We start from the raw sequence: 16,937 nt of genomic DNA on the forward strand, positions 1-16,937 counted from the left end.
GTGGCCGTGGTGCTCTCTGCCCAGGCGACCGACCGCGGCGTCAACCTCGCCACCGGCCCGCTCTTCGCCGTCGCCGACACGCCGGAGAAGATGCTGGCGCTCGGCGAGGACAGGGTCCGCGACTTTGTCCGGACGATCGGGCTGTTCAACACCAAGGCGAAGAACGTCGTGGCGCTCTCACGCATCCTCGTGGAGGAGCACGGCGGCGCGGTGCCGGCGAGCCTGGAGGCCCTGCAGGTGCTGCCCGGGGTCGGCGCCAAGACAGCGAGCGTCGTGCTGAACATCGCCTTCGCGGTTCCGCGAATCGCCGTCGATACCCATATCTTCCGGGTCTCGAATCGGATTCCGCTGTTCGTCGGTGCGACCACCGACAAGGTCCAAGCCGGGCTGGAGGCGATCGTGCCGGAACCCTACCGCCTGCATGCCCATCACTGGCTGATCCTGCACGGCCGTTACACCTGCAAGGCGCGCAAGCCTGAATGCCCGCGCTGCCTGATCGCAGACCTCTGCCGCTACCCTTCGAAGACGGCGGCATGACGGGTCGATCCTGGGCGGCCGACAGGCCCCAGGCTCGGTTCCCGGCACGTGCGGACCAGCCCGCGCAATCCCGCCCCGCGGGCTAACGCGTTGTGCTGGAAGCCCGCTTCGGCTAGTTTGACAGCCGGTTGCCGGGGCCCTCGGGCAGAGGCCGTCCGGCGACCCGACCTCGCATCCGGTCGCCGCGCCGCGGATCCTCCCCATCGTCGCGCATCAGGAGCCTCGGCCCATGGACTTCCTCAAACCACGGTACACGCCTATGAACCGCCGCCGTCGCATCTACGAGGGCAAGGCGAAGGTCCTCTACGAGGGTCCGGAGCCCGGCACGCTCATCCAGCACTTCAAGGACGACGCGACGGCCTTCAACGCGAAGAAGCACGAGGTCATCGACGGCAAGGGCGTGCTGAACAACCGGATCTCCGAGTTCGTCTTCCAGCACCTCAACGATATCGGCGTGCCGACGCACTTCATTCGCCGGCTGAACATGCGCGAGCAGCTGATCCGCGAGGTCGAGATCATCCCCCTCGAGGTCGTGGTGCGCAACGTCGCGGCCGGGTCGCTGGCCACGCGGCTGGGCCTGGAGGAAGGCACCCAGCTGCCGCGCTCGATCATCGAGTTCTACTACAAGAACGACGCACTGAACGACCCGATGGTCTCGGAGGAGCACATCACGGCCTTCGGCTGGGCGACGCCCCAGGAGATCGACGACATCATGGCGCTGGCGATCCGCGTCAACGACTTCCTGTCGGGTCTCTTCCTCGGCGTCGGCATCCGGCTGGTCGATTTCAAGATGGAGACCGGCCGTCTCTGGGAGGGCGACATGATGCGCATCGTGGTCGCCGACGAGATCTCCCCCGATTCCTGCCGCCTGTGGGACATCAAGTCCTCGGACAAGCTCGACAAGGACCGGTTCCGCAAGGATCTGGGCGGCCTGATCGAGGCCTATACCGAGGTTGCCAAGCGGCTCGGCATCATGTCGGAGAACGAGAAGGTCCAGAGCGGCGGCCCGCGCCTGGTCCAGTAGGCGCGCTCAGGCGGGCGGGCGGCGCAGGGAAACCGGCCCCGCCTCCGGAAAGCCCGGCCGCAGCCGGGCATGGGTCGAGAGGTCCGGGTCGAAGCCCGGATGAAAATGGGGGTCCTGCGCCAGCAGCGGCCCCCATCGCGTTGTCAGGGCAGCGATCTCGCGGGCGTGGCGGGCGCGGGCCTCCGGGGTCCAGCGGCGGCTCGCCGACTCGCGATGGTGCAGGACCGCCTCGGGGACCAGCAGCGTCCGGAAGCCGGCCGCGTTGAGGCGCAGGCACAGATCGACGTCGTTGAAATCAACGGCGAAGACCGCCTCGTCGAAGCCGCCGACCGCCCGAAACTTGTCCGCCGCGACGACCAAACAGGCGGCCGTAACCGCCGAAACCGCGTGCGTGACGCGCAACGCGGCGAGGTAGCCGGGGGCGTCGCCCGGGAAGTGGCGGTGGCCATGGGTGACGAGGCCGCCGGTGCCGAGCACGATGCCGCCGTGCTGGATCCGGCCCTCGCCGTCGAGGAGCTTGGCACCCACGGCCCCGACATCCGGGCGAAGGGCTTCCCGGGCCATGCGCGTGAGCCAGTCGGACCGGAACGCCTCGACGTCGTTGTTGACGAACACCAGCAGGTCGCCGCGTGCGCGGGCCGCGGCGGCATTGTTCATGGCGGCGAAGTTGAACGGCCCGGGACAGGGCACGACGAGCCCCTGCCCTGCCTCCTCCAGACTGCGCAGATAGGCCAGGGTCTCCGGTTCACGGCTGTCGTTGTCACAGACCAGGATCTCGAGAGGGGACCAGTCGGTGCAACGCCGCAGGCTGTCGAGACAGGGGCGCAGGAGGTCGAGGCGGTCGCGGGTCGGGACGATGACGCTGGCGAGCGGCCGCGGATCGGGGAGCGGGCTCAGCACCCGCACCAGTCCGTCCGACCCGAGCACGATGCCGGTTTCGGCGCGGCCGGTCCGGTCGAGATGACCGCGCACCACCGCGTCATGGGCATTCTGCTCCCCCTCCCCTGCCGAGCGCCGGACCGAGATGATCTCCGGAAGATGGCCGACCGCGCCCGGGCCGAACCGCTCCGCGATGCGGAACGCCGCCTCGGCCGGGCCGACGGGGTCGACGCGCGGATCGAGAGCGGTGTTCCGACAGGCCAGGACGGGGCCCAGATAGTCGAAGGCCGTCAGCCGGTCGGCATCGAAGACCGGCGGCAGCAGCGGCAGCACCGGGCCATCGGGCCGATCCTGGATGAGCGCATCACCGTAGAGGGCTTGAAGGTCCGGATGGGCGGCGAACACAGCCTCGATCCGGTCCGCAGCACCGGCAACGAGCCGGCCGTCGCCGATCAGGCGGAACGCGCGGCTCAGGTCCTCCGATGCGGGCCGAAAGCGGTCCAGGATGCGTGGCGAGAGCGCGAGCCGGTGATCGATCCCGATGAGCGATGCGAGACTCTGACGGGCCCGCAGGCGCTTGCCGGTCAACCGGGCCGCCGCGATCGCGGTGGTGTCCCGCGGCCGGCTCAGGAGCACGCCCAGGGCGGCGGCCAGCCGGCGCCAGGATCGGCGCGGGGTTCCGAGGTGCCGATCGCCGCCAGGGCCGGGGCGCTCCGGCCTCATTCCAGATCCTCGCCGAAGGTCGTGAGCGACAGGGCGGGGTGGTAGAACGGATCGTGGCGGATCACGGCGCGCCAGCGCTCGGAGAAGCGGGCCGCCTCCTCTTCGAAGCGCGCGCGCTTCGCGCCGACGGAAGGTCCGCGGCTGACGGATTCGAGATGGGCGAGGGTCGCGTCCGGCGTCCAGACCGTCTTCCAGCCGGCGGCGCCGAGCCGCAGGCAGAAATCGACGTCGTTGAAGTCGACCGCAAAGGCCTCGGCGTCGAAGCCGCCCACCGCCAGGTACTTCTCCCGCGCGACGGCGAGGCAGGCGGCCGTCACGGCGGACACCTCATGCGCGACGCGCATTCGTCCGAGATGGCCCGGCGTGTCGCCCGGACGGCGGCGCAGGATGTGCCCGGCCCGGCCGCCGAGGCCGACGACGACGCCGGCATGCTGCAGGGAGCCGTCGCCGTACAGGAGCTTCGCGCCCACGGCGCCGACCTCGGGGCGGCAGGCCTGCCGGACCATCGCCTCCAGCCAGCCGGGCTCGAGCACCGCCACGTCGTTGTTGAGCAGCACGATCACCGCGCCCGAGGCTTCGGCGACGCCGGCATTGACCATGGCGGCGAAGTTGAAGGGCTGCGGATCGATGCGGATACGTACGCGCGGGTCGGCGCGCAGGGTCTCGTAATGGGCCAGCACGGCGGGATCGGTCGAGCCGTTGTCGACGATGATCAACTCGAGGGATGGATAAGCCGTCTCGTGCAGGACGCCGCGGCAGACCTGCGTGATCAGGTCGAGCCCGTCGCGCGAGGGGATCACGACGCTGACCTTCGGCGCCGGATCCGGCAGGGGCCAGTCCAGCCGGACGGCGCCGTCGCGCAACGCTGCGCAAACGGGTGAGCCCTGGCTTCTCAGGCGTGACGCGAGCGCCCTCGCCCGGGCGGGCGGATCGAGCAGGTCATCTACAGTGCGTGCGAGGACGCGCGGGATATGGGCCACCCGCGCCTGCGCCACGGCTGCGGCGGTCTCCAGGGCGAGAGAAGCCTGCACCATCAGGCCGACCGGCCTCGGGGCCGACGCGACGAGGAACGCGTGCGACAGAATAAGAGGCCGCCCCGGATAGCCCGTCGCGAGAGCGAGGTCCGGGCTCCAGTCCGGCTTCAGGCGCGGCGTCCCCTCGGTGCTGATGGCGTCGCCGTAGGCGAGATCGGCGCCCGGGAGAGCCTGCGCCAGCAGCGCCAGGGCATCGGGGGCCGGGATGTCGCCCGGTCGCAGCAGGCACAGGGCATCGGCGCCGGCGATGAGGTCGGCCGCGGATGCGCCCGCGTCCCAGCGTCGGTGGAGAGCCCGTGGGTCCGGCGTCTCGGGGCCGTCGCCGTCCCAGGCGACGCAGAGGGCCTCTGCGGGGTGCGTCTGGGCGTGGAGCGCGTCGAGCGTCGCGGCCAAGGCGGTCGCTTCGCCGGGACGCGCCAGGATGAGGCAGCGGATCCGCAAGCGGGAGACGGGGATCCGCGCCGGCCGGGCCCGTGCCGCGAGCCAGGACGGAAACTGCGCCATCGGCGTCACCGCGCAGGCGCCACGCAGGGTGTCGCGATAGCGCCGTTCGGAACCCCGCGCCCGCTCGTAGAGCGCGCCCACGAAGCGCCACGGCCGGCGGAGGAGACACTGGGCGAGAACCGCGCTCTCGCGCCGCGATCCGACTCGTTCCAGAACGAAGTCGGGTGCCGCGCACAAATGGAGTTCCGTCGCATCCGGCGGGATCAGGCCGAGCCAGTGGGCGATGCCGGGGGACGCCCCCGGGAGGACGAAGTCTTGCGGAACGCCACCGGACCCGCGCTGGACCCGCAGGATCGGGCGAAGCCGCCCCGGCGCGGAATCGCCTCCGTAGCTCAGCACGAGCCATCCGGTAGCGCCGTCCGGCAGGACAAGGCGGCGATCGAAGACCGGATCGTCGGTCGGCTCAAGGCGGAACTGCCGCTCGCGGCCGAGCCAGAGCCGGCCGCGGATGGCCGTCGTTCTCAGGGTCGAGGATGGGTGGAGGGGATCGCCGAGGCGCGCCGCGGCGTCACTGGGCAGCATCGCCTCCGCCATCCGGGGCTGCAGCGACCGCGGGCTTGCGCCGCCGCGACTTCGCGGCGGTCTTCCCGCCACCGCCTTTCGCGGTGCCGACGCCGACCGCGATGTCGTAATCCGCCGTCAGGGCGACCGGAACCACGAGTTCGTCGGCGACGATGGTGGCGAAGCCCTGCGCCTCGCCGGGTCCGACCGTCACGCTGGCGCGCTCGACACGGTTGGTCACGACCTTGCCGTCATGGCGGATCTGGAACGTCACCGGCACGTCGAAGCGGCCGGGCGACCCCGCCGGGCCGAGCAGCACGTTCACCTCCACGCCGACCTTCACGGTGATCGAACCGTCCTGGCGCCGCTTGCATTCGCGGGCCAGGCGGCCAAGGGAGAACTGGGTGCGCACCGCATCCCCCGCGAGAGTCCGGAACGCCGCGCCGCCCTCGGCGACCTCCACGGGCGGGCAATAGGCCGGATCAAGGCTCTCAGCCTGCGACGGCGGCACCGTGGTGCCCCCGAACTTGAGCAGGTTGGAAAATATGTTGCCTTCCTCGGCGCGGGCCGGAGCCGGGGCCAGCGCGGCAATCAGCAGGAATCCGCCGAGGCCCAGAGCCGCGGCTGAGCGGGATACCGGCACACGACGCGGCGACGTCGTGGGCTGCTCCAGAGACATGTCCCAATATCCGAACATCCCGCGGCTCCCGACCGGCATCGTCATTTCAGGCTGTCGAACCCGGCCGCGAAGCCTTTCATCGAAAGCGGAATGCCGACGCCTTCTTCGGGCGTCTGGAACACGATGAAGGTGGCCTGCGAACCGTTCTTGAACTGGCGGATCAGCCCGTCGTCCATCACGACCTCGGCGACGCAGCCGGTGGTCAGGCAGCGGACGAACCCGGCCCGGCCGATATCGGTCTGGTCGATCTTCAGGCCGAGGCCCGAGGGCAGCAGGACGCCGAGCGGCGCGACCACGCGGAGGAGATAGCCCCGGTTGTCCGCCGTCTTCAGGACGATGACCACGAGGGTCAGGTTCGGGCGATCCTCGGCGGCCAGGTACTGCACCAGGGCGCATTGCTCGGCCTTGGCGCCGGCCGGAGTCTCGCAGCGCAGCTGCCAGTCCTCGAAGGTCTTGCGCACCATGCCCTGGGCGGCCGCGGGCCCCGCGGGCGCAAGCGCTGCCGCGACGAGGGCGAGGAAGACCGGCAGCGCGGCGCGCCGAGCGGCACGCCGGAAACGAACGAGCCTCGCGTGAAGCGGCACCGACGATCCCTTCGGAACGCTCCGGCCGAGGACCGGCGGGAGCCGTACAATCGGGCGTGTTCCGACCATGGCCGGACCCGCGCTGTCAAGCGATGCGGGCGCGGTGTTGCGCCTCGACGCTATCCGGGCGGACTATCCCGGCCTAGATAAATCCGGGTCAGTCCTCCAGCGCCGGATCCTGAACTCGTGATGCGCCTGCTCGCCCTCTCGGCCGCCTGCCTGATGGCCCCCCTCGCGCAGGCCGGGGCCCAGTCCCTGCCGGTCGACGAGACCACCTATGTCGAGCGCTCGCTCAACCGCAGCGACACGCTGGTGATCGAGCATCCGCCGGTCGCCGCGAACCCGTACGGCCGCCGCAACGGCCATGCGGCGATCGCCGGCTTCTGCCGGGACGGCGGCGTGATCCGCCGACGGGACGCATTCGGCAACCCGGTGATCATCCGCCAGCGCGAGATCTGCGACAGCGTCGCCCCGCGCACGCTCATGCCCGGCGAGGTCGATCCGCGGCCGACATGGCCGGCCGATGTCGTGGTCCGCCAGCGCGTGCTGCGCGCCAAAGGCTGACCACGTCCGGCACGCGGCTGACGACGGCCCGTCCGGTCGCTCAGCCGTATCGGTGCAGGTCGCTGCCGTTGCGCTTGAGCCACGCTTCGGCGGCCTCGACGTTCGGACAGAGGTCACTCAGGAGCGCCCAGAACCGCGGCGAATGGTTCATCTCGCGCAGATGCGCCATCTCGTGGGCGACGAGGTAATCGAGCACCATTGGCGGTGCCAGGATCAGCCGCCAGGAGAAATTCAGCTCGCCGCGCGCCGTGCAGGATCCCCAGCGGCTGCGGGTGTCGCGCAGGGTCATGCGGACCGGCCGCTGCCCGAGACGCGGTGCGTAGCGCTCGATCGCCTCCGCGAGGTCGCGCCGCGCTTCCCGGGTGAGGAAGTCCCGGATCCGGCGCGCCACATGGGCCGGGTCGCAGGAGACCGAGATCACCGGCGCGTCGTTCTCGCGCGCGACGCGCACCGCGCCGCTGCGGGTGTCGCGCAGGCAGACGCGGTGCGCCTCGCCGCGCAGGGGCACATCGGCACCCGGTTCGAAGAGCACGCGCGCAGGCACGCGCGCCAGCCGCGCGGCGATCCAACCGGCATGGCTCGCGGCGAAACGCTGCGCGGTGTTCACGGCGGTCCGACTGGGCAGGGTGATCACCACCTCGCCGGTGGCGGCCGAGACCCGGAGGGTGATGCGGCGCGCGGACGGGCGCCGACGGAGCGCGATGTGGAGGCTCGCCCCCTCGTGCTCGACCTCGAGGTGTTCCGGATCAGGGCGACGCAGCAGCGCGAGGGGCATCCGCGACTTTTATCCGGACCGGGACCGAGGCTCCAGATCTCGAGCCGCGGAATTCTCGCGGCACTGCAGTGCGCGCAAGGAAGGCGAGCTGGTCCGGCGACGTCCCGCCGCTTCAGGCCGCCAGCGCCCGGGTCCACACCTCGGTCTCGGGCAGGACGAGCAGGGCGGCAGCCGCCAGGGCGATGCCGTAGGGAATGCCGGTCTTGGCGTCGTGCAGATGCAGGGCAAACGGCATGCGGGCGATCCGGCCGGGCAGCGGGTGCGACCGCGCGAACAGGATGCCCAGGGTCAAGGCTCCCCCGAAGACCGAGGCGATGAGGAGATAGTCACCGAGGCCGTCGAAGCCGAGCCACAGGGCCGTGGCGGCCGCCAGCTTGGCATCGCCGCCGCCGATGATTCCGAAGGCGAACAGCGTGAACGTGGCCACGAGCACGGCCGCCCCGGCACCGAGATGGAAGCCGATCTCGGCCCATGTCATCGGCCCCGTCAGGGCCAAGACCGCAAAACCGGCGACGAGGGCAAGGGAGATGCGGTTCGGGATCAGCATCGTCAGAAGATCGCTCGCCGCGGCATAGGCCATCAGGAACGGGAACAGCACCAGCAATCCGAAGCCCGCGAGTCCGAGACCCGCAATCCCCGAACCCGCCACGGAACTTGCCATGCCTGCGCCGATCATCGCGGGACCAACCTTGTGATTGCTTGCTGCGGTGGATCGATCCCACGCGTCCGGAGTCGGGCTCAGCCGACCGCCGCGCGCATTCGGACCTGGACCAACGGCCGCGACGGCCGGTCGAGACATCCCCGTCTGTCCATCGACAGCAAGGGAGTCTCGGACCTGCCGCAGATCGTGGCCGTCGAGGTCGCGATCAGTTCATGTTCGTGGAGATCTGGTTGAACTTGTTGCCGAGGTTGTTACCCAGGGTCTTCAGCGCGGCGATGATGACGACCGCGATCAGGGCGGCGATCATGCCGTACTCGATGGCGGTGGCGCCGGACTCGTCAGAAGCGAAGCGCGAGAACAGGGTCTTCATGAGGAGAGATCCTTCGATCAACACAGTGCGACTAATTGCTTGCGCGATGACCGATGAAGAGTTTTCAGGTCTCGATCGGCGGCCTGCACAGACTGCCAAATACGCCTTGAAAATCGGTTAAATCGATTGCGTCGGGTTCGATCAGGCCGACCGAATGCGAGCTTGGTGAAGGTTGGGTTTCCTCGATGCCCGACGCGCCGCGCGTCCGATCTTGCTTAGCGCTTCCTTCACCGGTGCGCCGTATCTTCACGCGATGCGGCGGCGTCTCGGACTCCGCCGGCCCTTTCCCGAGGACTTTCGATGCGCTGCACTCTGTCGCATGCGGGCCGAACCGGCCTCATCCTCTGCCTGATGACGGGCGCCGCCGCGGCCGCCGGCCAGCCCGAGCCCCTGCCGGTCGTGACCATCCTGGTGGACAATGCCAAGGTCATCCGCCTGCCCGAGAAGACGTCGACGGTCATCGTCGGCAACCCGATCATCGCGGAAGTCACGCCCCAGAAGAACGGCGTCCTCGTGCTGACCGGCAAGAGCTTCGGATCGACAAACCTCATCGCCCTCGACAATGCGGGGTCGATGATCGCCGAGACCACGATCCGGGTCGAAGCGTCGCGGGATTCGACGATCACGGTCCAGCGCGGGCTCGAGCGGGAATCCCTGTCCTGCACGCCGAATTGCCAGCCCTCGGTCCAGCTCGGCGATTCCGCCAACTTCTTCGGGGCGACCAGCGGCCAGGCCGATGCCCGCCGCAAGCTTGCGACGAGCGGAGGCGGGGCGGTGCCGGCCGCCGATCACTGACGAGCCCGGATTTCGCGCGCGACACCTTGCCCGTCCTGAGGCAGGATCGCCGGGTCCTCTTATGACCCGTCCTGGTCCCAACGGCCGCGGCGGCAGGAATCTGTCCGGGCCGATGATGACCGTCATCTCACGCAATCCGCCACCGCCCTCCGTCGATCCCGCGCTGCTCGCGGCCTTCGACGACGTTCCGACCGCGACCATCAGCGACTGCCTCGACCGGATGCCGGTCCTTGCGGGCCTGCGCGCCTTCCACGGACGCGCGCGGCTGGCCGGCACGGCCTTCACGGTGCGCGTCCGGGCGGGCGACAACCTCGCCATCCATCAGGCGCTGGAGGAGGTCCGGCCCGGCGACGTGATCGTGGTCGACGGCGGTGGCGACACAAGCCGGGCGCTCGTGGGCGACATCATGAAGGCGATCGCCGAGAGCCGCGGCGTGGCGGGGTTCGTGGTCGACGGCGCGGTGCGCGACACCGAATCCTTCGCCGACGGCGCTTTCCCCTGCTACGCCCGCGCCGCGACCCCGCGCGGCCCGTTCAAGACCGGACCCGGCGCGCTCAATGGGCCCGTCTGCGTCGGCGGCTGGACCGTGAATCCGGGCGACGTGGTGATCGGCGATGCGGACGGCGTCGTGACCTTCCCGCCCGCTGTTGCGCCGACGCTGCTTGAAGACGTGCGCGCCCAGGCGGCCCGCGAGGCAGAGGTTCTCGCGCTGATCCGGGCCGGTCAGTACGACGGCCGCTACGCCCGGGTTGCGAAGGGCTGAGTTCGGTCGGTCCCGCCACCGGTGAGCCGCTGCCACAGCGCGTCGGCGGCGACGCTCCGGCTCTCGGGCGAGCGGAACAGTCGGATCTCGACCGGCACGTCCAGGCTATCGGGCCCGGCTCTGACGAGCTGGCCTTGCTTTAGGGCGCCCTCGGCGAGCGTCAGCGGCAGCCACGCGACGCCGTAGCCCTCGCGGGCCATGGTCATCAGCGTCGCCGCGAGGTGCGAGGTGAAGACCGCCTCGCGGTCGCCCGCGATGCCGGTCGCCGCCAGGATGCGGCCGAGGCCCGAGGCGCTTCCATAGGCGAGATGGCGTGCCGGACGGCCCGGCACCGCGAGCGGCCAGAGCGGGGCGCCGCCGTCGCTCGGCGCGCAGAGCGGGACGAGGCTATCCGCACCGACGCGCACGGATTCGAACCGACCGTCGTCGAGGCGGGTCTGGGCATCGGCGCGGTGGTGGCAGAGAAGGAACTGCACCTCGCCGGCCAGCATGATCGCCTCGCAGGCCTCCATGCTGTCCGAGATCAGGTTCAGCGCGCCGAGCGCCTCGAACTGCACGCAGCCCCGGATCCAGGCGGGGAAGAAGGTGAAGGACAGGGCGTGAGTGGCGGCAATGGCGAGGCTTGCCCCCGCGCGTTCGCCGGCCGCCCGGGTCTCCCGGCGGGCCCGCTCCAGCCCGCGGACCAGATCCTCCGCCTCCGGCCGGAACCGGTCACCGGCGCGCGTCAGAATCGCGCCCTGTGCGCCCCGCAGGAAAAGGGGCGTCCCGATCCAGACCTCCAGGGCGCGGATCCGCCGGCTGAAGGCCGGCTGCGTCACGTGCCGGGCCTCCGCGGCGCGCGAGAAGGTCCTGTGCTCAGCCAGCGCCAGAAAATCCCTCAGCCAGTCCAGGTCCATGCGGGACTCCCTGGTGGTGGCGCACGGCCGATGCCGCCCGCGCATCGCGCGACCCGAAATCGGCATTGGCCTGCCGGCCATGACCGGGGCTAAGGCGCCGATCGCCGCCCTGCGAGGAGAAAGCCATGCGCATCATCGACGTCCGCGAGGTCACCAAGCCGATCGCCTCGCCGATCCGCAACGCCTACATCGACTTCTCGAAGATGACCACGAGCCTCGTGGCGGTGGTGACCGACGTGGTCCGAGACGGGCGCCGAGTCGTCGGCTACGGCTTCAACTCCAACGGCCGCTACGGCCAGGGCGGCCTGATCCGCGAACGCTTTCGCGATCGGATCCTGGAGGCCGGTCCGGAAAGCCTCCTGACGGAGGCGGGCGACAACCTCGATCCGCACCGGATCTGGGCCGCGATGATGCGCAACGAGAAGCCCGGCGGCCATGGCGAGCGCTCGGTGGCGGTGGGCACCCTCGACATGGCGATCTGGGACGCGGCGGCCAAGATCGCCGGCAAGCCGCTGTTCCGGATGCTTGCGGAGCGGAATGGCGTCACGGCCAACCCGCGCGTCTTCGTCTACGCGGCGGGCGGCTACTACTATCCCGGCAAGGACGATTCCGCCCTGCGCGCCGAGATGCGCGGCTACCTCGACCGCGGCTACAATGTCGTGAAGATGAAGATCGGAGGCGCGCCGATCGACGAGGATCGGCGCCGGATCGAGGCCGTGCTCGCCGAGATCGAGAACCGGGGCCGCCTCGCGGTGGACGCCAACGGCCGGTTCGATCTCGAGACTGCCATCGCGTATGCCCGGATGCTCCGGGACTATCCGCTGTTCTGGTACGAGGAGGCGGGCGACCCCCTCGACTACGCGCTCCAGGCGGCGCTCGCGCCCTTCTATCCCGGGCCGATGGCCACCGGCGAGAACCTGTTCTCGCATCAGGATGCACGCAATCTCCTGCGCTACGGCAACATGCGCCCCGACCGCGACTGGCTGCAATTCGACTGCGCCCTGGCGTACGGGCTGGTGGAGTACCTGCGCACCCTCGACGTGCTGGCCGAGTTCGGCTGGTCACCGTCCCGCTGCATCCCGCATGGCGGGCACCAGATGTCGCTCAACATCGCGGCCGGCCTCGGGCTCGGCGGCAACGAGAGCTATCCGGACCTGTTCCAGCCCTATGGCGGCTTCCCGGACGGCGTCCGGGTCGAGGACGGCCACATCACCATGCCGGAATTGCCGGGCATCGGATTCGAGGGCAAGGCGGACCTGATCGCGGTGATGCGCGCTTTGGCTGTGTAGCCCGCCGGCACAGGGCGATCTTGCGAAGCGCGGCGCCCCGGTGGACGATGATGCCATGGATTCCGGCTCCCTTACCTACGCGATCGGCGACGTCCACGGCTGCGCCGCCCTCCTCGACGCCTTGCTGGAGCGGATCACCGACCATGCCGGCGACCGCCCTCATCGCTTGGTTTTCCTCGGGGACTATATCGACCGTGGCCCGGACAGCGCCGCAGTTCTCCGCACCGTCAGCCGGTTGAACTGGGCCGAGCCCGACCGGGTCGTCTGCCTGATGGGCAATCATGAGCGGATGCTGCTCGACGCCCTGCAGACGCCCCTGGCGGCGGAACACTGGCTCTACAACGGCGGCGAGGCGACGCTCGCCTCGTTCGGCGCACGGGAGGCGGGCGATCTGCCGCGCGACACCCTCGACTGGCTGGAGACGCTGCCGACCTTCCACGGGGATGACGCCCGGTGGTACGTCCATGCCGGCTTCCGGCCCGGCGCCGAGATCCCGGACCCGGACGATCACAACCGCCTCTGGATCCGCGAGCCGTTTCTGGAGGAGGACCACGATTTCGGACGCCACGTGGTCCATGGCCACACGCCCCAGCGGAACGGGCGTCCCGAAGTCCGCCGGTTCCGCACCAACCTCGACACTGCCGCGGTCTATGGCGGGGCGCTCACCGCGGGGGTCTTCTCCGACGCGCAGGGGCCCGCGCTGAGATTCCTGCAGGTTCGGGCAGGCTGAGGCGCAACGTCCGCGCGAGCGCAGCGAAGCACCCCAGGGCAGCGGGAACCGATCAGAGCGGAGCCGGCTGGATGGCTTCGCTGCGCTCGCAAGAACGGAGGCGCTCAAGCCGCCAGCCAGAATGTCAGGCTCCGGGTCGGGCCGGCACCAGGGCGCCCAGGATCCCGACGAGCCAGCCGCCCATCAGGGCGAAGCCGCCGGTGGGCGCGGCCATCGGGAAGAGCGGGTGCTGGAGCCACGTGCGCACCGCGAGGTCGCCGCAGAACAGGACCAGCCCGAGGACCAGAAGCCCCGCCGCGGCGCGCGCGAGGCCGGCCCGGGCGAGACCTGCGGCCCCGAAGCCGACGAGCGCCAGAATGGCGGGGGCGTGGAACAGCAGGAACTGCGCCGCCGTCTTCAGCGAATCCGCCCCGGGGATATGCGCGGCGGCGGCGCTCAGCGCCACGCCGACGAGACCCGCGAGGCAGGCGAGCGCCGCCAGCGTGCGGTCGAGGCCCGAAAGCCTCACGCGCCGCGCTCCACCAGAAGCTTGGCGATGGCCGCCCGCAGCTCCGGCACGCCGGAATCGTCCCGGCTCGAGGTGAGGATCACCTGCGGGTAGGCAGCCGGACGCTTGGCGAGCCCCGCCTCGATCCCGGCGATGCGGCTGGCAACCTCGTCCTTCTTGAGGGAATCGCCCTTGGTCAGCACGACCTGATAGCTCACCGCGGCCTTGTCGAGCCCGTCGAGCACGTCGGTATCGATCGACTTGAACCCGTGCCGGGCGTCGATCAGCATGAACACCCGGGCGAGGCTGGCGCGGCCCTTGAGGTAGGCATGGATCAGTCGTGTCCAGGCTTCGACCTTGGCCTTCTCGACGGCCGCGTAGCCGTAGCCGGGCATGTCGACCAGCGACAGGCGCTCGCCGATCCGGAAGAAGTTGAGCTGCTGGGTCCGCCCCGGCGTGTGCGACGTGCGCGCCAGGGTATTCCGTCCGGTCAGCGCGTTGATCAGGCTCGACTTGCCGACGTTCGAGCGGCCAGCGAAGGCGATCTCGACGCCCTCCATGGGCGGCAGGCGGTCGAGGGTCTGGGTGGCCGCGTAGAAGTCGGCCGCCCCTGCGAACAGGAGGCGGCCGGCCTCGAGGAGGTCGGCCGCATCGTCGTTGGTCTCGGTCACGGTGTCTTGCCCGTCAGCTCTTGGTGGCGGCCGCCTTCGTGCCGCTGCCGCGCCGGAACGTGGTCCGCAGGTTGTCCCACAGCTCCACCTTCACGCCGTTGCGACGCATGATGACGTATTGCTGGATCACCGACAGGGTGTTGTTCCAGGCCCAGTAGATCACGAGGCCGGCCGGGAACGAGCCGAGCATGAAGGTGAACACGATCGGCATGAAGGTGAAGATCTGCGCCTGGACCGGGTCCGGCGGCGCGGGGTTCATCTTCATCTGCACGAACATGGTCACGCCCATGATCAGCGGCCAGACGCCCAGGTGGACGAAGTCGGGCGCCGGGAAGGGCAGCAGGCCGAACAGGTTGACGATGCTCGTCGGATCCGGCGCCGCGAGGTCGTGGATCCAGCCGAAGAACGGCGCGTGGCGCATCTCGATGGTGATGAACAGCACCTTGTAGAGCGCGAAGAAGACCGGGATCTGGATCAGCACCGGCCAGCAGCCGGCGACCGGATTGATCTTCTCCTTCTTGTACAGCTCCATCGTGGCCTGCTGCGCCTTCAGGCGGTCATCCTTGTAGCGCTCGCGGATGGCGGCCATCTCGGGCTGCACGGCCTTCATCTTGGCCATGGACACGTAGGACCGGTTCGCGATCGGCAGGAACAGCAGCTTCAGGCAGAAGGTCACCACCAGGATCGAGACGCCGAAATTGCCGAGCAGATGGTAGAAGAAGTCCAGCGCCCGGAACATCGGCTTGGTGATGAAGAAGAACCAGCCCCAGTCGATCATGAGATCGAAGTGCTTGATGCCGAGGTCCTTCTCGTAGTTGTTGATCAGGTTGACTTCCTTGGCGCCCGCGAACAGCCGCTGCGTCGCGGTCGCCGAGGCGCCCGCCGCCAGGTTCACGGCGTCGCCGCGCACGCTCGCCTGGTAGACGTTGGTGGTGCCGTCGGTCCGGTCCGTGAAGGCGCCGGTATAGGGCGCGTCCTGATCGGGGATCGCGGCCGCCGCCCAGTACTTGTCGGTGATGCCCACGAAGCCGCCGCTCACGCCGGTCCAGGCCCGGCCCTTGGTGTTGGCGCCACCGTAGGCGCCCTCCTTGGCGAGCTTGTCGTAGGTGAATTCCTGAAGGCCGTCGTTGCCGAGGTAGCCGATCATGCCCTCGTGCAGGACGTAGTAGCCCTGGGTGTGCGGCTTACCCCAGCGGGAGACGAGGCTGTAGGGATAGAGCGTGATCGCCCCCGAACCCTTGTTCTCGACCTCGTCGCGGACCGTGAACATGAACTTGTCGTCGACGGCGAAGACCCGCTTGAAGACGAGACCGGCGCCGTTGTCCCAGGTCAGGGTCACGGGCATGCCGGGCGCGAGCGTCTTGCCGTCGCTGGTCCAGACGGTATCGTTGTTGGGCAGGGGGCCCGCATTGGCGCCGACCCAGCCGAACTCGGCGTAGTAGGGCGTCTCGCTCCCGGCCGGCGAGAACAGCACGATCTCGGGGCTCTTGGGATCGACGGTCTCGTGGTAGTTCCTGAGCGACACGTCGTCGACGCGGCCGCCCTTCAGGGCGATCGAGCCGGAGAGCGCCGGGGTCTCGATCCGGATGCGCGGCGAGCGGGCGAGCGCCGCCTCGCGGGAGACCGGGCCTCCCTGCGCGGTCGGCAGGGTGCCGGGCGCGGGCGCGGCCGGGCCGCCCTCCTTCGGCGCCGGCGAGGGCACGCCGTCCGGGGTCACGCCCGGGGGCTGCTGCTGTTGCTGCGCGGCCTTGTTCTGCGCCTCGATCAGCCGCTGCTGCTCCATGCGCGGGCCGGCCACGAAGTACTGCCACCCGAGCAGCACCAGCAGCGACAGGCCGATGGCCACGAACATGTTCGTCTTGTCATTGCCCATCAGGGACACCGCCGCACGCGTTCGGAGTGACTTCAGGACCGGCGCCGGCCCCGGGGGACCTGTGCGCGCCGGTGATTCGGGGATCTCTGTCGCACCCCTGCGACGGGCCGATGTCGGCTTCGCCGGAGGGCGCGGGCTGCGCCGAGGCGCGGTCCGCATCGCGCTGGAGAGACGATGTCTGAGGTGTGGTCTTGGCTCGCCGGCCGCCAGAGCGGTGCGGGGACCGATCGCCGCGGGGTGCCGCCGGGCGGGTCACCGCCGGGATCGCGCGCCGCAGGTCCTCGGTCAGGGCCTCGAAGGAGGCGTCCAGCGCCGGGCGCCGGGCGATCAGCACGATGTCGGCCGGCAGGCCAGCGAGCTCGCCCGGCAGATCGGCCGCGACCAGCCCGACGGCCGCGCGCAGGCGGCGCCGGATGCGGTTGCGCTCCGTCGCGTGACCGACACGCTTGGTGATGGTGAAGCCGAGACGGAGGCCGGGGCCGGCATCCGGGTTCCGGAGGCGCCCCTGCGCGGTCATGCGCTCGGTATGAAAGCGACGCCCCTCGGCCGCAGCCAGGAAGTCGGGTCGTTTCCTGAGCCGCTCGATCGTCGCCATCGA

General features: G+C 70.2%; 19 protein-coding genes (1 of these 19 running past the window's edge). 7 read left to right on the plus strand and 12 right to left on the minus strand.

The window, feature by feature from the left end; translation table 11 throughout:
• Together nth and purC are read left to right on the plus strand one after the other, a co-directional pair.
• Nucleotides 1-537 carry the 3' portion of an endonuclease III gene (nth, locus tag JOE48_RS11070; RefSeq protein WP_210029803.1) on the plus strand. It extends 132 nt beyond the left edge of the window, so 537 of the gene's 669 nt are visible here — the last part of the coding sequence; its start codon lies off the left edge, out of view; the stop codon is at nt 535-537.
• A gap of 229 nt (nt 538-766) precedes the next feature.
• Nucleotides 767-1,561 (plus strand): phosphoribosylaminoimidazolesuccinocarboxamide synthase, encoded by a 795-nt coding sequence (gene purC / locus JOE48_RS11075; RefSeq protein WP_210029805.1) that lies wholly within the window; start codon nt 767-769, stop codon nt 1,559-1,561.
• Between the two features lie 6 nt (nt 1,562-1,567).
• Here the strand turns inward: purC and JOE48_RS11080 are convergent, their stop codons facing one another.
• Genes JOE48_RS11080 through JOE48_RS11095 form a run of 4 tightly spaced genes read right to left on the minus strand, consistent with a single transcriptional unit; the run spans nt 1,568 to nt 6,465 of the window.
• The gene (locus JOE48_RS11080) at nt 1,568-3,163 is read right to left on the minus strand and encodes a glycosyltransferase (RefSeq protein WP_210029807.1); all 1,596 of its coding nucleotides are present in this window, start codon (nt 3,161-3,163) and stop codon (nt 1,568-1,570) included.
• Nucleotides 3,160-5,223 carry a glycosyltransferase family 2 protein gene (locus JOE48_RS11085; RefSeq protein WP_210029809.1) on the minus strand — a complete coding sequence of 688 codons (2,064 nt, stop codon included), beginning with the start codon at nt 5,221-5,223 and terminating at the stop codon, nt 3,160-3,162. The genes JOE48_RS11080 and JOE48_RS11085 overlap by 4 nt, the downstream gene beginning before the upstream one ends.
• On the minus strand, nt 5,210-5,881 hold the full coding sequence (locus tag JOE48_RS11090; protein WP_245252793.1) for a hypothetical protein: 672 nt from the start codon (nt 5,879-5,881) through the stop codon (nt 5,210-5,212). Before JOE48_RS11090 ends, JOE48_RS11085 begins: the two co-directional genes overlap by 14 nt.
• A 41-nt stretch (nt 5,882-5,922) precedes the next feature.
• Nucleotides 5,923-6,465, minus strand: coding sequence for an invasion associated locus B family protein (locus tag JOE48_RS11095; protein ID WP_409518575.1), 543 nt, complete (start codon nt 6,463-6,465; stop codon nt 5,923-5,925).
• A gap of 189 nt (nt 6,466-6,654) precedes the next feature.
• Here JOE48_RS11095 and JOE48_RS11100 point away from each other — a divergent pair, with 189 nt between their 5' ends.
• A complete protein-coding gene (locus JOE48_RS11100) occupies nt 6,655-7,029 on the plus strand; it encodes a hypothetical protein (RefSeq protein WP_210035687.1) in 375 nt (124 codons plus the stop codon).
• Nucleotides 7,030-7,069: 40 nt separating this feature from the next.
• Here JOE48_RS11100 and JOE48_RS11105 read toward each other — a convergent pair whose 3' ends face one another.
• The 3 genes from JOE48_RS11105 to JOE48_RS11115 form a co-directional block, all read right to left on the minus strand.
• Nucleotides 7,070-7,804 (minus strand): M48 family metallopeptidase, encoded by a 735-nt coding sequence (locus tag JOE48_RS11105; protein WP_210029812.1) that lies wholly within the window; start codon nt 7,802-7,804, stop codon nt 7,070-7,072.
• Nucleotides 7,805-7,916: 112 nt separating this feature from the next.
• Complete coding sequence (locus JOE48_RS11110) at nt 7,917-8,465, minus strand: prepilin peptidase (RefSeq protein ID WP_210029813.1); 549 nt, start codon at nt 8,463-8,465, stop codon at nt 7,917-7,919.
• Nucleotides 8,466-8,670: 205 nt separating this feature from the next.
• Nucleotides 8,671-8,835, minus strand: coding sequence for a Flp family type IVb pilin (locus JOE48_RS11115; protein ID WP_192711496.1), 165 nt, complete (start codon nt 8,833-8,835; stop codon nt 8,671-8,673).
• Nucleotides 8,836-9,135: 300 nt separating this feature from the next.
• Between JOE48_RS11115 and JOE48_RS11120 the strand changes: the two genes are divergently transcribed.
• Together JOE48_RS11120 and JOE48_RS11125 are read left to right on the plus strand one after the other, a co-directional pair.
• The gene (locus JOE48_RS11120) at nt 9,136-9,630 is read left to right on the plus strand and encodes a pilus assembly protein N-terminal domain-containing protein (RefSeq protein WP_210029814.1); all 495 of its coding nucleotides are present in this window, start codon (nt 9,136-9,138) and stop codon (nt 9,628-9,630) included.
• Between the two features lie 115 nt (nt 9,631-9,745).
• Complete coding sequence (locus JOE48_RS11125; protein WP_210035689.1) at nt 9,746-10,393, plus strand: RraA family protein; 648 nt, start codon at nt 9,746-9,748, stop codon at nt 10,391-10,393.
• On the opposite strand, the gene JOE48_RS11130 is transcribed toward JOE48_RS11125, so the two are convergent.
• Entirely contained in the window at nt 10,369-11,289 is a 921-nt protein-coding gene (locus JOE48_RS11130; protein ID WP_210029815.1) for a LysR family transcriptional regulator, read from the minus strand. The two genes, JOE48_RS11125 and JOE48_RS11130, sit on opposite strands and share 25 nt — an antisense overlap.
• 125 nt (nt 11,290-11,414) lie before the next feature.
• On the opposite strand from JOE48_RS11130, the gene JOE48_RS11135 reads away from it, so the two are divergent.
• Both JOE48_RS11135 and JOE48_RS11140 read left to right on the plus strand, forming a co-directional pair.
• Nucleotides 11,415-12,578 (plus strand): mandelate racemase/muconate lactonizing enzyme family protein, encoded by a 1,164-nt coding sequence (locus JOE48_RS11135; RefSeq protein WP_210029816.1) that lies wholly within the window; start codon nt 11,415-11,417, stop codon nt 12,576-12,578.
• Nucleotides 12,579-12,633: 55 nt separating this feature from the next.
• Entirely contained in the window at nt 12,634-13,308 is a 675-nt protein-coding gene (locus JOE48_RS11140; protein ID WP_210029817.1) for a metallophosphoesterase family protein, read from the plus strand.
• A 124-nt stretch (nt 13,309-13,432) separates the two neighbouring features.
• Here the strand turns inward: JOE48_RS11140 and JOE48_RS11145 are convergent, their stop codons facing one another.
• From JOE48_RS11145 to rnpA, 4 genes are read right to left on the minus strand one after another with little or no spacing between them, the layout of a single operon-like run.
• The gene (locus JOE48_RS11145) at nt 13,433-13,816 is read right to left on the minus strand and encodes a DUF423 domain-containing protein (protein WP_210029818.1); all 384 of its coding nucleotides are present in this window, start codon (nt 13,814-13,816) and stop codon (nt 13,433-13,435) included.
• Nucleotides 13,813-14,466, minus strand: a complete 654-nt coding sequence (gene yihA / locus JOE48_RS11150) for a ribosome biogenesis GTP-binding protein YihA/YsxC (protein WP_210029819.1) — start codon at nt 14,464-14,466, stop codon at nt 13,813-13,815. Before yihA ends, JOE48_RS11145 begins: the two co-directional genes overlap by 4 nt.
• A 13-nt stretch (nt 14,467-14,479) precedes the next feature.
• The gene (gene yidC / locus JOE48_RS11155; protein WP_210029820.1) at nt 14,480-16,339 is read right to left on the minus strand and encodes a membrane protein insertase YidC; all 1,860 of its coding nucleotides are present in this window, start codon (nt 16,337-16,339) and stop codon (nt 14,480-14,482) included.
• Nucleotides 16,329-16,934, minus strand: a complete 606-nt coding sequence (gene rnpA / locus JOE48_RS11160; RefSeq protein ID WP_210029821.1) for a ribonuclease P protein component — start codon at nt 16,932-16,934, stop codon at nt 16,329-16,331. The genes yidC and rnpA overlap by 11 nt, the downstream gene beginning before the upstream one ends.
• Nucleotides 16,935-16,937: the final 3 nt, after the last annotated feature.

The sequence above is a fragment of the Methylobacterium sp. PvR107 genome, from assembly GCF_017833295.1.
Classification (GTDB): Bacteria; Pseudomonadota; Alphaproteobacteria; order Rhizobiales; family Beijerinckiaceae; genus Methylobacterium.

Bases quoted from the DNA above. Each gene is read 5' to 3' on its own strand.
- JOE48_RS11120 (WP_210029814.1), top strand. From the start codon at position 9,136: ATGCGCTGCACTCTGTCGCATGCGGGCCGAACCGGCCTCATCCTCTGC.
- JOE48_RS11135 (WP_210029816.1), top strand. From the start codon at position 11,415: ATGCGCATCATCGACGTCCGCGAGGTCACCAAGCCGATCGCCTCGCCG.
- JOE48_RS11105 (WP_210029812.1), bottom strand. From the start codon at position 7,804: ATGCCCCTCGCGCTGCTGCGTCGCCCTGATCCGGAACACCTCGAGGTC.
- JOE48_RS11110 (WP_210029813.1), bottom strand. From the start codon at position 8,465: ATGGCAAGTTCCGTGGCGGGTTCGGGGATTGCGGGTCTCGGACTCGCG.
- JOE48_RS11130 (WP_210029815.1), bottom strand. From the start codon at position 11,289: ATGGACCTGGACTGGCTGAGGGATTTTCTGGCGCTGGCTGAGCACAGG.
- JOE48_RS11080 (WP_210029807.1), bottom strand. From the start codon at position 3,163: ATGAGGCCGGAGCGCCCCGGCCCTGGCGGCGATCGGCACCTCGGAACC.
- JOE48_RS11115 (WP_192711496.1), bottom strand. From the start codon at position 8,835: ATGAAGACCCTGTTCTCGCGCTTCGCTTCTGACGAGTCCGGCGCCACC.
- JOE48_RS11100 (WP_210035687.1), top strand. From the start codon at position 6,655: ATGCGCCTGCTCGCCCTCTCGGCCGCCTGCCTGATGGCCCCCCTCGCG.
- rnpA (WP_210029821.1), bottom strand. From the start codon at position 16,934: ATGGCGACGATCGAGCGGCTCAGGAAACGACCCGACTTCCTGGCTGCG.
- JOE48_RS11085 (WP_210029809.1), bottom strand. From the start codon at position 5,223: ATGCTGCCCAGTGACGCCGCGGCGCGCCTCGGCGATCCCCTCCACCCA.
- JOE48_RS11090 (WP_245252793.1), bottom strand. From the start codon at position 5,881: ATGTCTCTGGAGCAGCCCACGACGTCGCCGCGTCGTGTGCCGGTATCC.
- JOE48_RS11125 (WP_210035689.1), top strand. From the start codon at position 9,746: ATGACCGTCATCTCACGCAATCCGCCACCGCCCTCCGTCGATCCCGCG.
- purC (WP_210029805.1), top strand. From the start codon at position 767: ATGGACTTCCTCAAACCACGGTACACGCCTATGAACCGCCGCCGTCGC.
- JOE48_RS11140 (WP_210029817.1), top strand. From the start codon at position 12,634: ATGGATTCCGGCTCCCTTACCTACGCGATCGGCGACGTCCACGGCTGC.
- yidC (WP_210029820.1), bottom strand. From the start codon at position 16,339: ATGGGCAATGACAAGACGAACATGTTCGTGGCCATCGGCCTGTCGCTG.